We start from the raw sequence: 13,974 nt of genomic DNA, 5'->3' as shown, positions 1-13,974 counted from the left end.
CGGCAGGAAAACTGGCTGGTAGTATTGCCGCAGAATGAACACCACCAGGAGTTGAGGTTGGATATGATAGGTGCAGACGATAAAGCACGAATTAGATGGGCCTGCCGTCGTGGCATGCTGGAGCTGGACGTCATTATCATGCCGTTCTTTGAAGAGTGCTTTGATGATTTAAACCCGCAGGATCGCCAGGATTTTGTGTCTTTACTGACATGCGATGACCCGGACCTGTTCAACTGGCTGATGGAGCACGGACGCAGCACTAACCCTGCGCATGCTGCAATGGTGGACAAGATTGTTGCCCACAACAAGAGCAAGCTTCGCTAACCTGACGCTTTACCCTTCTTCTATCCTGCTTGCCGCTTTAACCGGAGCATATCTGGCAGTGGCAAGCCTGTTGTCTTTTCTGATGTTTGCTGAGGTTCTGCCCGTGCCATTATGGTGGCTGTTTTGTGAATGGCTGTGGGGCGAGTATCTTTGCGCCAGAATCCAGCTCGCCTCCCTTCATGGCACGCTGATTTTATTTGATGATCGACAAATTGAGTGGCAGCGCTGCCGCTGGCAATTGTTTCATACCCGTGTGCTGACCTCCCGATTACTGGTTATTGAGCTGAAACGCGCCCACCAGCATTACTGGCTTGCCGTCAGCCGTGATGCCTGTTCTGACAAAGATTTCCGTCTGCTGAGCCTTTTCTGTCGTACCTGCTGACGCCAAGGGTTGAGTCTGCTGCCTTTATCACCGGCTTCTGGAAGCAGTGTCATTCTTGTCCTGCCCGTTATCACAATATTGCGATCATAAAGCAGAGCAGAGTAAAGTTCTGCTTTATTGTTGATGTAATTGATTGCTTGGGAATTTATAATGTCTTCTTGGCTATTAAGTGTATAAAATACCAATATTTTATACCTTTAAGGAATTTTGTGTAATGAAAGTTAGGCATAAGCTGCTAGGGCTGGCAGGGTTAAGTGTCACAGCGATTTTTTTATTGTTTGGTGTAAATAGTTATACCAATCAAAAGCTTGTGAATATAGAAGTGGCTGGCAGTCAGCTTGACCAACTGGAAGTGACATTGCTTAACCTAAGGCGTAATGAAAAAGATTTTCTGGCACGTATGGATCTTAAGTACCTGCAGACCTTCAATGGCAATTACGATAAATTTCAGGCGCAATTAGCACGGTTGCAGCAAGATGTGGCAGCCTTGTCAATTGATCTGCCGCAAGTGACAACTCTGCAAGGTAAGATGCACGACTATCATGCGGGTATGCAGGCAATGGTCTCAGGCTACCAGACTCTGGGACTGACACCCTCACAAGGGATTTATCAGTCATTGTATCAAAGCGGTGAGCAGCTGATGACATTGGCATCTGAAAGTACGCAGACATTGGATGTTTATCGCTTGATACTGACGGCAAAGTTATTTGCAGCGACTGATGACAAAGCTTTGCTGGCAGACTATCAGGCGTTTGTCACGCAATACGGTGATCAGCTGGATACGCAGTTAGGTCGGGATTACCGCGAGTTTAATCAGAGATTCAACCAGATGGTGGCGCAGAAAACCCGAGTAGGCCTGAGCCATAAAGATGGACTGAGAGGGCAGATCCGCGCCTTGTCTCATCAGGTTGAGGCCGAATTTGGCCAAATGCAGCAGCAGATAGACAAAGAAGCAGATCAGGTAAAGGTTTCAATCAGCCGCCTGGCCTGGCTTCTTGTCGTTGTCATCATTGCAGGGCTGATCTTGCTGTCATGGAAAATCAGCGCCTCTATTCTGGCCCCGGTTGAGCGTTTGAGCCACTTAATGAACCGTATCGCCGCCAGTCATGATCTCACCCTGCATGCCGATACTTCAGGTAAAGATGAGCTTGCTGCAATGGGGACGCACTTCAACTATCTGCTGAGCAATTTGCGCAAGCTGGTGGGGGATGTGCAGTCCGCCGTGTCTGAACTCGGTGCTGCTTCTTCTCAGCTTCAGCGCCGCAGTCAGGACGCAGAGCAGGCACTGGCGGCCCAACTGCTGGACAGCGATTCTGTGGCGGCGGCCAGTACAGAAATGCAAGCGACCATCAGCGAAGTGGCTCATATTACCCATGAAGCGGCTTCACAGACGGGCCGCAGCCATGATCAAGCCACACAAGGGTTATCGGAAGTTGTCGAAACGCGTGCACGGATTGATCAGCTGTCCGCAGGGCTGGCTCAGAGCAGCCAGGAAGTGTCCAGTCTTTCCGGTTTGTCAGACAGTATCGGCTCTGTGGTTGTAGTGATTAAAAACATTGCTGAGCAAACCAATCTGCTGGCATTGAATGCTGCCATCGAGGCCGCCCGGGCCGGTGAACAAGGGCGGGGATTTGCGGTCGTGGCCGATGAGGTACGCTCTCTGGCCATGCGCACCCAACAGTCAACGCAAGAAATCACCAGCATTATCAGCTCACTGCAGCAGCAGACGGAACAAGTGGTCAGCCATATTGAGCACTGTCGGGTGCAAGGGGATGACAGTGTGGCCCAGGCGCAAAGTGCGGAGGCAAAGATCCGAACCGTGATTGCCGATATGCAGCGGATACTGGATTCCAGCACCCAAATCGCTGCGGCGGTGGAGCAGCAGAGCCAGGTGTCTGAAGATATTGGTGCGCGGGTCGTGTCGATTCGCGATGTCACCAATAGCAATGTGGTGGTGGTGCAGGAAAATGCGCAGGCAGCCCACTCTGTTTCCGTGCAGGCCCACACCTTATCGCAGGCGATCAAAGCCTACAAAGTATGAGCTGACCGCTGAGGTAGGAAGACATCACTGACATTACTGACGGGAGCCCGGGTGGCTCCCGTTGCTATTGTTTTTATTGCGGATTACGCGGATCCAGTATGGTGGGTGACAGCGTCTCCAGCATATCCGGATAATCCAGGGTGTAATGCAGCCCCCGGCTTTCTTTTCGCTCCAGCGCACAGCGCACCATCAGTTCGGCGACCTGCAGCAGGTTCCGCAGCTCCAGCAGATTGTTGGACACTCTGAAGTTACTGTAGTACTCATCAATTTCCTGCTTCAGCAGCTGGATCCGGCGCATGGCCCGCTCCAGGCGTTTGGTGGTGCGCACTATGCCGACATAGTCCCACATGAACAGACGCAATTCATGCCAGTTGTGCTGGATGACAACTTCCTCATCTGAATTGGAGACTTTACTTTCATCCCACAGCGGGATAGATGACGATAAGCTCACTTCATTGAGGTGCTGACTGATGTGCTCGGCCGCAGACCAGGCATAGACCACGCACTCCAGCAGCGAGTTCGACGCCATGCGGTTGGCACCGTGCAGGCCGGTATAGCTGACTTCGCCAATGGCATATAAGCCGTTCAGGTCTGTTTGTCCCTGCCGGTCGACCATGACTCCACCACAGGTATAGTGGGCGGCCGGGACAACGGGAATGGCATCTTTGGTAATGTCGATACCGTAGCCGAGCAGTTTTTCGTAGATGGTCGGAAAATGCTTGGTCACAAAATCAGCGGGTTTATGGCTGATATCCAGATACATGCAGTCTGCACCCAGTCGCTTCATCTCATAGTCGATTGCGCGGGCAACGACGTCCCGCGGGGCCAGCTCGGCACGCTCGTCAAACTCTTGCATAAAGCGGGAGCCGTCCGGACGGCGCAGATATGCCCCTTCGCCGCGCAGGGCTTCGGTCAGCAGGAAATTACGCGCTTCTGGATGGAAAAGGCAGGTGGGATGAAACTGATTGAATTCCAGATTAGCGACACGGCAGCCTGCCCGCCAGGCCATGGCGATGCCATCACCGGATGAGACATCCGGGTTCGAGGTATACTGATACACCTTAGAAGCCCCTCCGGTGGCCAGCACTACGAATTTGGCCCGCACGGTTTCGACAGACTCACGCTGGCGGTTCCAGATGTAAGCACCGAGAACCCGGTTGGGCGCATCGGCCTCACCTATTTTATGACTGGTGATCAGATCCAGCGCATTATGGCGTTCCAGTACTTCAATATTCGGGTGGTTGTGAACATTGTCCTGCAGCGACATTTGCATGGCCATGCCAGTCGCATCTGCTGCGTGCAGAATCCGGCGGTGACTGTGGCCGCCTTCGCGTGTCAGGTGGTAGCGAGGATGATCATCGGTGCTGTTGTCTTCCTGATCAAAGGGCACCCCGGCGTCTATCAGCCATTGCACGCAATCGCGGGCATTTTCAGCAATGAAGCGAACCACTTCTTCATCACAAAGATGGGCACCGGCAATCTGAGTATCTTCAACATGAGAGTCCACACTGTCTGTTTCATCAAAAACAGCAGCGATACCGCCCTGAGCATAGTAAGTCGCCCCTTCACTCCGCGGGCCTTTACTCAGGACGAGCACTTTACACATCGGAGCCAGACGCAAGGCCAGAGAGAGGCCTGCTGCGCCGCTACCGATGACCAGGACGTCACAACTGTGTTCTCGGTTCTCGTTCATATTGATCTCATATCCCTGTGGTAAGCTCGCCATATTACCAAAAAACCCTTTATGTGGGGCTTTTTTGATCTGTAAAGCTAGGTAAGGCAAATTGCCCCTGGCGGCGTACATCTGCCAGAATGAATGGCAGTTGCACCCGGGCGAATGTGCCAGTAAGGTGTGCGGGAACTTTGCGCTTTTTTTGGGGTCAGTAATTCTTTAGGCTTCTATGTCCATAGAATATAAATAGTTCTGAACACAGGATGGGTAAATTGGCTGCATCCGGTACGGTTCAGAGCAGAGATGACCTTGTCACAGACAGAGGAGTACACGCTCGAATGAGCGAGCAGTTAACTGACCAGGCACTGATTGAGCGAGTACAGCGAGGGGACAAGCAAGCCTTTAATTTACTGGTCGTAAAGTACCAGAACAAGGTTTGCAACCTTATTGCCCGTTATGTTGGCAATTCCGGTGATGTGCCGGATGTGGCGCAGGAAGCCTTTATCAAAGCTTACCGTGCGCTACCGTCTTTTCGTGGGGAAAGTGCATTTTATACTTGGCTATATCGTATAGCCGTGAATACGGCAAAAAATTACTTGGTGGCTCAGGGGCGCCGTCCGCCTGCAACAGACGTTGATGCGGAAGATGCCGAGTACTATGAAAATGGCAGTGCATTAAAAGAAATTTCGAACCCTGAGAACCAAATGTTGTCAGATGAATTGAAGCGGGTGGTATTCAGTACCATAGAAAGCCTCCCGGATGATTTGAAAACCGCAATTACGCTTCGCGAACTTGAAGGATTGAGTTACGAGGAAATTGCGGAAGTCATGGGCTGTCCGGTGGGTACGGTACGTTCCCGTATTTTCCGGGCTCGGGAGGCGGTAGAAAAACGTATTGCCCCCCTAATGCAGCGCTAATATTTGGGCCAAACGGTGACAAAGATGGCTGATAAAGAAAAGATTTCGGCTTTGCTTGATGGTGAAGACGTTGATCAAAGTATCATAAACCAGCTTCTGGTGGATGATAATGCAAAGCAAAGCTGGCAAGCTTATCAATTGATGAGCGATGTGATGCACGGTGAAGCGCCGGGGCACCCCAAGTGGGATATCGCCGGAAACGTGGCGATGGCGCTCGATAATGAACCCGCGCACAGCCTTGCAGACAGTGTCGCGGCGTCGGCGAATGTAGTGTCTCTGCCGCATGTGGAGCAACCAACGCCCCATCAGGCACGTCGTACTATGCCAGCCTGGCTGACACAATTTGGTCAGGTGGCATTAGCTGCCTGTGTTTCTTTGGCAGTGATTGTCGGCGTACAACAATATAACGGTGGTGAAGAGGCTGGGTTAGCGAGTGATGCTAATACTCAGGTGCCTGTTTTACAGACCATTCCTTTTGCCGGAACTGCTGAACCAGTCAGCCTGACGCGGGATTCTGTTCGTACCCGGACTGAATCGCCAAGCGAAGCACAACTGATGGAACAAAGACGTCGTATTAATGCGATGTTACAGGACTATGAGTTGCAACTGCGCCTGAATGCGGAAGACGGCAGTCTGGATAGAACCCTGTTGGAATCACACTGATTCGTGGCGGTGATATGAAGAAAATTCTGGTCGGTGCTCTGACACTGGTCAGCTTGGCTATGCCTTGGCAAGCCTCTGCGGAAGAAGACGCTATGACTTCTGCAGAGGCTTTGTTGCATCAAATGGATCAGGCAACCAGGCAGTTGAGCTATGAGGTGTCTTACATCCTCATCAAGAAAAACAGTATTGAACCCTTACGTTATCGCCATGCAGTAGAAGATGGCGAGACATTTGCACATCTGGTGTACCTCAGCGGTCCGCCGCGTGAGGTTATTCAGCGTGGCAAAGAAGTCAGTTACTTTGAGCCAGGGCTGGACCCGTTTACCATCGACAGCAATCGCATGGTGGCCCCTTTGCCGCCGATTATGCGTACCAATGTCGCAGAGCTGGCCCAGTTTTATGACTTCATCCCCATGGGACGATCCCGTGAGGCGGGAACCGCCTGTGATGTGGTACGTATCGCGCCCAAAGACGGCGCCCGCTATTCCTACCTGTTGTGGATGGACACCCGCTCTCATTTAGTCTTGCGGGCTGATTTGCTGGATCGGGATGGTGAGCCTTTAGAACAATACCGCGCAGTGTCTTTTGTCGTGAATGACAAAGTGGCCGATATTCTGGAAAGTCTGAAATCAGTGAAACTGCCGGAAGTGGTTCAGCTACCGCCACAGCCACAGGTGGACTTGTCCTGGCAGGTCGACTGGTTGCCGCTGGGCTTTGAAAGTATTTCACACAACCGACACCGCCTGATGCTGACTGAGCGTCCGGTTGAAAGCCAGATGTATACGGACGGCCTGTTTAGTTTTTCTATTTATGTCTCGGCTGCAGATGGCTTCAGTGTGCGGGAACAACTGGTTCGCCAGGGACGACGTACGCTGCACAGCCAGTTACTGAAAGACAAAGAGATCACTGTTGTCGGTGACATACCGCCGGCAACGGCGCGCCGGGTGGCTGAGTCGGTCTCTTTTCAGGGAGTCAGCCAGCCATGATGCATTCACTGGCCACAGTGGTGGCTGTTGATAAAAAGCAGATCATCGTCAGTTGCCAGCAGCAAACCAGCTGCGGATCCTGTGCCTCACAAAATAGCTGTGGCACAGGCGTGGTCAGCAAAGTATTACCTGGTCGCCAGCATCAACTGACGTTATCGACAACCCATATTAATGATCCTATTCACATCGGTCAGCTGGTTGAAATCGGGTTATCTGAACGCAGCGTGCTGCAATCTGCGTTGCTGGTTTACGTGCTGCCGTTAGTGTGTCTGCTGTTGGGGACCTTGCTCGGCCAGTGGTGGTTTGTTGAGCTGGCTGGCGGTGGCGAAGGGGGCGTAATTGCCTGTGCCCTTGCCGGTGGCGTGGTAGGACTGCTGATTGCGCGATATCGCGCCAGAAGATTATCGGCCCTGGGGGATTATCAACCCAGCCTGATTCGGGTGCTCGGAAAGCCTGTCGCGGAGGGGCTGGAAACAAATGCACTATCGAAAGATAGCAGCAGCCGTTGAAATTCGGTAGAATCTGCCAACTTGATCGTAAGATCCCATTCATTTTTTAATCACGAGTTAGTCACGCCAATTCATGAAGCACATTCGTAACTTTTCGATTATTGCACATATCGACCACGGTAAGTCGACGTTATCTGACCGCTTGATTCAAGTCTGCGGTGGCCTTTCCGATCGTGAAATGGCTGCGCAAGTGCTTGATTCAATGGATCTGGAACGTGAACGTGGCATCACCATCAAGGCCCAGAGCGTGACGCTCAATTACACGGCAAAAGATGGTGAAACCTATCAACTGAACTTTATCGACACACCGGGACACGTAGACTTTTCCTATGAAGTCTCCCGTTCGCTGGCGGCCTGTGAAGGTGCGTTGCTGGTGGTCGATGCCGGTCAGGGTGTGGAAGCCCAGACACTGGCTAACTGTTATACCGCGATTGAAATGGATCTGGAAGTTGTGCCGATCCTGAACAAAATCGATCTGCCAGCGGCTGATCCTGAACGTGTCGCGGAAGAAATTGAAGAAATCGTCGGTATCGACGCGATAGAAGCCACCCGTTGTTCAGCCAAAACTGGCCTGGGCGTTGACGAGGTGCTGGAAAACATCGTGCGTTCGATTCCTGCGCCAGAAGGCGACCCGGATGCGCCGCCACAGGCGCTGATCATCGACTCCTGGTTCGATAATTACCTGGGCGTTGTTTCTTTGGTCCGCATTAAAAACGGCGCCCTGAAGAAGAACGATAAGATCAAGGTCATGAGCACAGGACAGACCTGGAACGTTGACCGTATCGGTATCTTTACTCCGAAACAGGTGGATAAAGACATACTGAGAACGGGCGAAGTGGGCTGGGTGGTCTGTGGTATTAAAGATATCCTGGGCGCGCCGGTGGGCGATACCCTGACACTGGCGAAGAACGGCTGTGAAAAGGCGCTGCCAGGCTTTAAAAAAGTGAAACCTCAGGTGTATGCAGGCCTGTTCCCGGTATCGTCTGACGATTATGAGAACTTCCGTGATGCGCTGGGCAAACTGAGCCTGAATGATGCTTCACTGTTCTATGAACCGGAAAGCTCTGCCGCTCTGGGCTTTGGCTTCCGCTGTGGTTTCCTTGGCATGTTGCACATGGAAATCATTCAGGAGCGTCTGGAGCGTGAATACGATCTGGATCTGATCACCACTGCACCGACTGTAGTGTATGAGGTGAAGAAGAGTAATGGCGACATGCTGTATGTTGACAGCCCGGCCAAACTGCCGCCTATTAATGATATTGAAATCATTGGTGAGCCGATTGCCCGCTGTAACATTCTGGTGCCAAGCGAATACCTGGGTAATGTGATTACTCTGTGTGTTGAAAAACGCGGCTCTCAGGTCGATATGGTTTACCACGGTAACCAGGTTGCGCTGACTTATGACATTCCGATGTCAGAAGTGGTACTGGATTTCTTCGACCGTCTGAAGTCAACATCGCGCGGTTATGCCTCTCTGGATTATGGCTTCCAGCGTTATCAGGAATCTGACATGGTTCGGGTCGATATCCTGTTAAACGGTGACCGTGTTGATGCGCTGGCTATCATTACCCATAAAGACCATGCGCAGTCGCGTGGTCGTGATGTGGTTGAGAAAATGAGGGAGTTCATTCCCCGCCAGATGTTTGATATCGCGATTCAGGCAGCGATCGGTAACCACATTATCGCTCGCTCGACCGTGAAACAGTTACGCAAAAACGTTATCGCCAAGTGTTATGGTGGTGACGTGAGCCGTAAGAAAAAACTGCTGCAGAAGCAGAAAGAAGGTAAAAAGCGCATGAAGCAGATCGGCAATGTCGAACTGCCGCAGGAAGCCTTCCTCGCCATACTGCATGTAGGTAAAGACAAATAATTCGAGTCCGCCTTCCGCCGCATTATGCGGCGGAATGGTTAGGGTCTTCAGACCCTGAGAGACCATGAAAAATTCATCATAGGGACATTAGGAACAGCAATGGCAAATCTGTTTTCGTTAATTTTAGTGCTGGCAACCATAGTGACCGGAATTATCTGGGCACTGGACCGGTTCCTCTGGGCACCTAAGCGTCAGTTGAAAATCGACGCTGCGGCGGCCAATGCCGGTGGCCAGGTGGATGCTAAAACCTTGGAAGCTGTTGCGCCACAGCCTGGCTGGGTTGAATCGACCAGCTCTATGTTCCCTGTGATAGCGCTTATCATGGTGTTTCGCTCGTTTATATATGAGCCGTTCCAGATCCCATCCGGATCGATGATGCCGACATTGCTGGTTGGCGATTTCATTCTGGTTGAAAAATTTGCTTATGGTCTGCGCGATCCTGTATTTCGTCATAAACTGGTGGAAACTGGCGAACCTGAACGTGGAGACATTGCTGTCTTTAAATACCCGGTAAACCCTAATGTTGATTACATTAAGCGCGTTGTGGGATTGCCGGGCGATTTAGTTCGCTATAGTGACAATAAGCAGATCTGTATTGCACCTAAAGGCACCACAGAATGTAAACCTGTCATGATGAGTCAGATGCACGACAGTGATTTTGTTCAGAACCGAACCCGGCTGATCCAGTTTACTGAGCAGCTTGGTGAGGCGAAACATGACATTCTGATCCATCCGCTAAGACCGAATCAGACGTTTGATTATCAACCGCGTCCCGGGCTGGCTGAGTGGGTGGTACCTGAAGGTCACTACTTTGTGATGGGTGACAATCGTGATAACAGTGCGGACAGCCGCTACTGGGGATTCGTGCCGGAAGCAAATCTGGTTGGCAAGGCGGTCGGGATCTGGATCAGCTTTGAATTTGAACGAAGTGCCGATAGTGTACTTCCCTCTTGGATTCCTACCGGTGTGCGCTTCAGCCGCATCGGAGGCATAGACTGATCGGGAAAAAATGACATCTCCTGTACAAAGACTCCAGCGTAAGCTGGGACACGAATTTAAGAACAGCGAATTACTGACCCTGGCGCTGACACACAGAAGCGCCAACGGCACGCACAACGAGCGTCTGGAGTTCCTGGGTGACTCTATCCTGAGCTTTGTGATTGCCGATGAGCTATACCATCGCTTCCCTAAAGTTGACGAAGGCGATATGAGCCGGATGCGCGCCACTCTGGTCCGGGGTAAAACGCTGGCTGAATTAGGCCGCGAATTCGAGCTGGGTGACCATCTGCTGCTGGGGCCGGGCGAACTGAAAAGCGGCGGTTATCGCCGCGATTCCATTCTGGCTGACTGTGTCGAAGCCATTATTGGGGCAATTTACCTCGACAGTGATATCGAATGTGTCCGCCATATCGTTTTGAGCTGGTATCAGAGTCGTCTGGACACCATACAACCCGGTATAAACCAGAAAGACCCGAAAACCCGTCTGCAGGAATGCCTTCAGGGGCGTCGTTTACCGCTTCCGGCATATACTGTAACTAAGGTACAGGGTGAAGCACACAATCAGGAATTCACTGTACAGTGCGACGTCTCGGGGCTGGATAACCCTGTGGTTGGTAAAGGCGGTAGTCGGCGCAAGGCTGAGCAGGCTGCGGCAGAACTGGCATTGAAGCAGTTAGAATCATGACAGATAAAACACATTGTGGCTTTATTGCCATCGTTGGCCGTCCGAATGTCGGTAAATCAACACTGCTTAACCGTCTGGTCGGGCAGAAGTTGTCGATCACCTCGCGTAAACCGCAGACTACCCGCCACCGTATCATGGGCGTGGATACCCGAGACGGTTACCAGGCTGTGTATGTGGATACCCCCGGGCTGCATATCGAGGAAAAGCGTACCATTAACCGCCTGATGAACCGTGCGGCCAGCAGCTCGCTGACCGATGTTGAACTGGTGCTGTTCCTGGTGGACGGCACCATGTGGACGCCGGACGATGAAATGGTGCTTAACAAGCTGGCGAAAAGCGGCCTGCCTGTGGTGCTGCTGGTCAACAAAGTCGATAACGTCAAAATGAAGTACGATCTGTTCCCGCATATGCAGGAGCTGGCGAAAAAAATGGACTTCAAAGCTATCGTGCCGATTGCTGCCAAGCATGGTACCGGTATTGAGGATGTTGAAAAGATAGTCCGCGGTTGTTTGCCGGAAGGGGAGTATTACTTCCCGGAAGAGTACGTGACAGATCGCTCTCAGCGTTTTATGGCCTCGGAAATTATCCGTGAAAAGCTGATGCGTTTTACCGGCGAAGAATTGCCGTACTCTGTGACCGTTGATATAGAGCGTTTTGACTATAATCCGGAAACCGATGGCTTTGATATCAACGGTCTGATTCTGGTTGAGCGTAAAGGCCAGAAGAAGATGGTGATAGGCAAAGGTGGCGAGAAAATCAAAACCATTGGCCGCGAAGCCCGTCTCGACATGGAAGATTTGTTCGAGCGCAAGGTGTACCTTGAACTGTGGGTGAAAGTGAAATCCGGTTGGGCTGATGACGAACGCGCCCTGCGTAGTCTTGGCTATATCGACGATCTTTAAGGACAGCGATGGAAGGGTTGCAGCGCTGTTTTGTTCTGCACTCTCGTCACTACAGCGAGACGAGCCTGATCCTGGATGTCTTCAGTGAAGAGTCCGGTCGGATCACCCTAATAGCGAAAGGTGCCCGTCGTAAGCGCTCCAATCTCAAAGGAGCGCTTCAGCCATTTACCCCCCTATTCATCAAATGGACTGGCCGCGGCACTATGCCGGTTCTGACTCACGCCGAACCTATCAGTATCGGGCTGCCCATGCGCAGCTATATCCTGTATTCCGCCTTGTATGTGAACGAGATTCTGGCTCGGGTACTGGAAGTTCAGACGCCTTATCCTGCCTTGTTTCTTGATTATCTCAATGTGCTGAGAGGGCTTGCTCAGGCGGAAAATCCCGAACCCGCACTACGCCGCTTTGAACTGGCGCTGCTGGATCACTTGGGTTACGGTGTGGACTTTCTTCATTGTGCCGGCAGCGGGCTGCCGGTTGACGATGAAATGACGTATAACTACCGGGAGCAAAGAGGTTTTATTGCTTCTATGGTTGCCGGCCAGCTGACGTTTACCGGACGGCAACTGAAAGCCATTGCCGCCCGGCATTTTGAATCCCAGGATCAGCTCAGGGCAGCAAAGCGCTTTACACGTATGGCCCTGAAACCGTATCTTGGCAGCAAACCATTAAAAAGCAGGGAATTGTTTGTCCCTAGAGGAAGGAGTACCGCTACATGAAGAATATACTGCTCGGCGTCAATATCGACCACGTTGCGACTTTACGTAATGCCCGCGGCACCCGGTACCCGGATCCGGTGCATGCGGCCGAAGTGGCAGAACGCGCAGGCGCTGATGGTATTACCATTCATTTACGCGAAGACCGTCGTCATATTACTGACCGCGATGTCCGCATTCTGCGCGACACCATTCAGACGCGTATGAATCTGGAAATGGCAGTGACCGATGAGATGGTGCAGATAGCGCTGGATACCCAACCTGAGTTCGTCTGCCTGGTGCCGGAAAAACGAGAAGAGCTGACCACTGAAGGCGGCCTGGATGTGGTGGGTCAACTGGACAAAGTGAAAGCAGCGACCGAGAAACTGAGCTCGGCGGGTATTTTGGTTTCTCTGTTCATTGATGCGGATCGCGCGCAAATCGATGCCGCTGTGGCTTGTGGTGCGCCTTATATCGAGCTGCATACCGGCCATTACGCCGATGCAGCAACGGACACAGAGCAACAGGCCGAGCTGAAGAAAATTGCTGCTGCGGCCAGTTATGCCCATGATCAGGGTATCAAAGTCAATGCAGGCCACGGGCTGACCTATCACAATGTCAAACCCATTGCGGCCCTACCTGAGATTTACGAGCTCAATATTGGTCATGCCATTATCGGCCGTGCCGTGTTTGACGGCCTGCATAAAGCCGTGGCAGACATGAAAGCCGTGATGCTGGAAGCACGCTGGTAACATGGCTATTGTCGGATTGGGGACAGACATTGCTGAAATTGCCCGTGTCGAACATGTACTCGCCCGTGCCGGCGAGACGTTTGCCCGGCGGGTACTGACACCTGAAGAGTTAACCATTTTCAGTCAGCATAAGCAGGCAGGTCGCTATCTGGCTAAGCGTTTTGCCGTAAAAGAAGCGGCCGCCAAAGCGCTGGGAACAGGCATAGCCTGCGGTGTCTCGTTTCAGGATTTTACCGTCACTAATAACGAACGCGGCAAGCCAGAGTTGGCATTGGCCGGTAAAGCGGCCGAGCTGGCCGCGCAGATGGCGGTCCGCCATATTCACCTGACCATTGCCGATGAAAAACACTATGCAGTGGCAACCGTGATCCTGGAGTCGGGCTGAAAGCGCAATCAGTCCGCCGGAGATAAAGAAAGGGAAACGTTGTTTCCCTTTTTTTGACGAAAAAATGTGAGGAGTGAACAAGATTTGACGTAAGAGCCTCAAAGGTGGTGGCTGGTATTGGCATGTCACTCACCTGCCGGCTGCCAAAAGCATGAAACAAAGCAGAAAGGTCATCCTTTCTGCTTGATGGGT

The 13,974-nt window shown here is 52.0% G+C and carries 15 protein-coding genes; 14 read left to right on the top strand and 1 reads right to left on the bottom strand.

The genetic code is table 11. The annotated features are described in order from the left end of the window. The first annotated feature begins 63 nt into the window (after nt 1-63). From KCG43_RS07835 to KCG43_RS07825, 3 genes are all read left to right on the top strand, one after another. Nucleotides 64-324, top strand: a complete 261-nt coding sequence (locus KCG43_RS07835; protein WP_120513499.1) for a succinate dehydrogenase assembly factor 2 — start codon at nt 64-66, stop codon at nt 322-324. Continuing rightward, a complete protein-coding gene (locus KCG43_RS07830) occupies nt 296-706 on the top strand; it encodes a protein YgfX (protein ID WP_218384249.1) in 411 nt (136 codons plus the stop codon). Before KCG43_RS07835 ends, KCG43_RS07830 begins: the two co-directional genes overlap by 29 nt. A gap of 214 nt (nt 707-920) precedes the next feature. After that, the gene (locus KCG43_RS07825) at nt 921-2,747 is read left to right on the top strand and encodes a methyl-accepting chemotaxis protein (protein ID WP_218384248.1); all 1,827 of its coding nucleotides are present in this window, start codon (nt 921-923) and stop codon (nt 2,745-2,747) included. Between the two features lie 73 nt (nt 2,748-2,820). On the opposite strand, the gene nadB is transcribed toward KCG43_RS07825, so the two are convergent. Further along, nucleotides 2,821-4,440: an L-aspartate oxidase gene (nadB, locus tag KCG43_RS07820; RefSeq protein WP_192015735.1), complete on the bottom strand. Its 1,620-nt coding sequence runs from the start codon at nt 4,438-4,440 to the stop codon at nt 2,821-2,823. Nucleotides 4,441-4,757: 317 nt separating this feature from the next. On the opposite strand from nadB, the gene rpoE reads away from it, so the two are divergent. The 11 genes from rpoE to acpS all read left to right on the top strand — a co-directional run bounded on the left by rpoE (nt 4,758) and on the right by acpS (nt 13,782). Next, nucleotides 4,758-5,336 (top strand): RNA polymerase sigma factor RpoE, encoded by a 579-nt coding sequence (gene rpoE, locus KCG43_RS07815; protein WP_027253576.1) that lies wholly within the window; start codon nt 4,758-4,760, stop codon nt 5,334-5,336. Between the two features lie 24 nt (nt 5,337-5,360). After that, nucleotides 5,361-5,999, top strand: a complete 639-nt coding sequence (locus tag KCG43_RS07810) for a sigma-E factor negative regulatory protein (protein WP_192015734.1) — start codon at nt 5,361-5,363, stop codon at nt 5,997-5,999. 14 nt (nt 6,000-6,013) lie between these two features. Continuing rightward, nucleotides 6,014-6,985, top strand: a complete 972-nt coding sequence (rseB, locus tag KCG43_RS07805; protein ID WP_192015733.1) for a sigma-E factor regulatory protein RseB — start codon at nt 6,014-6,016, stop codon at nt 6,983-6,985. Then, a complete protein-coding gene (locus tag KCG43_RS07800; RefSeq protein WP_218384247.1) occupies nt 6,982-7,494 on the top strand; it encodes a SoxR reducing system RseC family protein in 513 nt (170 codons plus the stop codon). The genes rseB and KCG43_RS07800 overlap by 4 nt, the downstream gene beginning before the upstream one ends. 73 nt (nt 7,495-7,567) lie before the next feature. Beyond that, nucleotides 7,568-9,364 carry a translation elongation factor 4 gene (lepA, locus tag KCG43_RS07795; RefSeq protein WP_192015731.1) on the top strand — a complete coding sequence of 599 codons (1,797 nt, stop codon included), beginning with the start codon at nt 7,568-7,570 and terminating at the stop codon, nt 9,362-9,364. Nucleotides 9,365-9,463: 99 nt separating this feature from the next. Then, a complete protein-coding gene (gene lepB / locus KCG43_RS07790; protein ID WP_027253571.1) occupies nt 9,464-10,363 on the top strand; it encodes a signal peptidase I in 900 nt (299 codons plus the stop codon). A 10-nt stretch (nt 10,364-10,373) separates the two neighbouring features. After that, nucleotides 10,374-11,048 carry a ribonuclease III gene (gene rnc, locus KCG43_RS07785; RefSeq protein WP_027253570.1) on the top strand — a complete coding sequence of 225 codons (675 nt, stop codon included), beginning with the start codon at nt 10,374-10,376 and terminating at the stop codon, nt 11,046-11,048. Further along, complete coding sequence (gene era, locus KCG43_RS07780; RefSeq protein WP_192015730.1) at nt 11,045-11,950, top strand: GTPase Era; 906 nt, start codon at nt 11,045-11,047, stop codon at nt 11,948-11,950. Before rnc ends, era begins: the two co-directional genes overlap by 4 nt. Nucleotides 11,951-11,958: 8 nt before the next feature. Further along, on the top strand, nt 11,959-12,669 hold the full coding sequence (gene recO, locus KCG43_RS07775; RefSeq protein WP_218384246.1) for a DNA repair protein RecO: 711 nt from the start codon (nt 11,959-11,961) through the stop codon (nt 12,667-12,669). After that, complete coding sequence (gene pdxJ / locus KCG43_RS07770; protein ID WP_192015728.1) at nt 12,666-13,397, top strand: pyridoxine 5'-phosphate synthase; 732 nt, start codon at nt 12,666-12,668, stop codon at nt 13,395-13,397. The genes recO and pdxJ overlap by 4 nt, the downstream gene beginning before the upstream one ends. Before the next feature lies 1 nt (nt 13,398). Next, on the top strand, nt 13,399-13,782 hold the full coding sequence (acpS, locus tag KCG43_RS07765; protein WP_218384243.1) for a holo-ACP synthase: 384 nt from the start codon (nt 13,399-13,401) through the stop codon (nt 13,780-13,782). The last annotated feature ends 192 nt before the right edge of the window (nt 13,783-13,974 follow it).

This window comes from Photobacterium sp. WH24 (assembly GCF_019204055.1).
Classification (GTDB): Bacteria; Pseudomonadota; Gammaproteobacteria; order Enterobacterales; family Vibrionaceae; genus Photobacterium; species Photobacterium arenosum.
The sequence above is the reverse complement of the archived record's forward strand: the minus strand, read 5'-3'. Positions and strand labels throughout refer to the sequence as shown.

Coding starts and splice junctions, on each gene's coding strand:
- KCG43_RS07835 (WP_120513499.1), top strand. CDS start 64: ATGATAGGTGCAGACGATAAAGCACGAATTAGATGGGCCTGCCGTCGT.
- KCG43_RS07825 (WP_218384248.1), top strand. CDS start 921: ATGAAAGTTAGGCATAAGCTGCTAGGGCTGGCAGGGTTAAGTGTCACA.
- nadB (WP_192015735.1), bottom strand. CDS start 4,440: ATGAACGAGAACCGAGAACACAGTTGTGACGTCCTGGTCATCGGTAGC.
- rpoE (WP_027253576.1), top strand. CDS start 4,758: ATGAGCGAGCAGTTAACTGACCAGGCACTGATTGAGCGAGTACAGCGA.
- KCG43_RS07810 (WP_192015734.1), top strand. CDS start 5,361: ATGGCTGATAAAGAAAAGATTTCGGCTTTGCTTGATGGTGAAGACGTT.
- rseB (WP_192015733.1), top strand. CDS start 6,014: ATGAAGAAAATTCTGGTCGGTGCTCTGACACTGGTCAGCTTGGCTATG.
- KCG43_RS07800 (WP_218384247.1), top strand. CDS start 6,982: ATGATGCATTCACTGGCCACAGTGGTGGCTGTTGATAAAAAGCAGATC.
- lepA (WP_192015731.1), top strand. CDS start 7,568: ATGAAGCACATTCGTAACTTTTCGATTATTGCACATATCGACCACGGT.
- lepB (WP_027253571.1), top strand. CDS start 9,464: ATGGCAAATCTGTTTTCGTTAATTTTAGTGCTGGCAACCATAGTGACC.
- rnc (WP_027253570.1), top strand. CDS start 10,374: ATGACATCTCCTGTACAAAGACTCCAGCGTAAGCTGGGACACGAATTT.
- era (WP_192015730.1), top strand. CDS start 11,045: ATGACAGATAAAACACATTGTGGCTTTATTGCCATCGTTGGCCGTCCG.
- recO (WP_218384246.1), top strand. CDS start 11,959: ATGGAAGGGTTGCAGCGCTGTTTTGTTCTGCACTCTCGTCACTACAGC.
- pdxJ (WP_192015728.1), top strand. CDS start 12,666: ATGAAGAATATACTGCTCGGCGTCAATATCGACCACGTTGCGACTTTA.
- acpS (WP_218384243.1), top strand. CDS start 13,399: ATGGCTATTGTCGGATTGGGGACAGACATTGCTGAAATTGCCCGTGTC.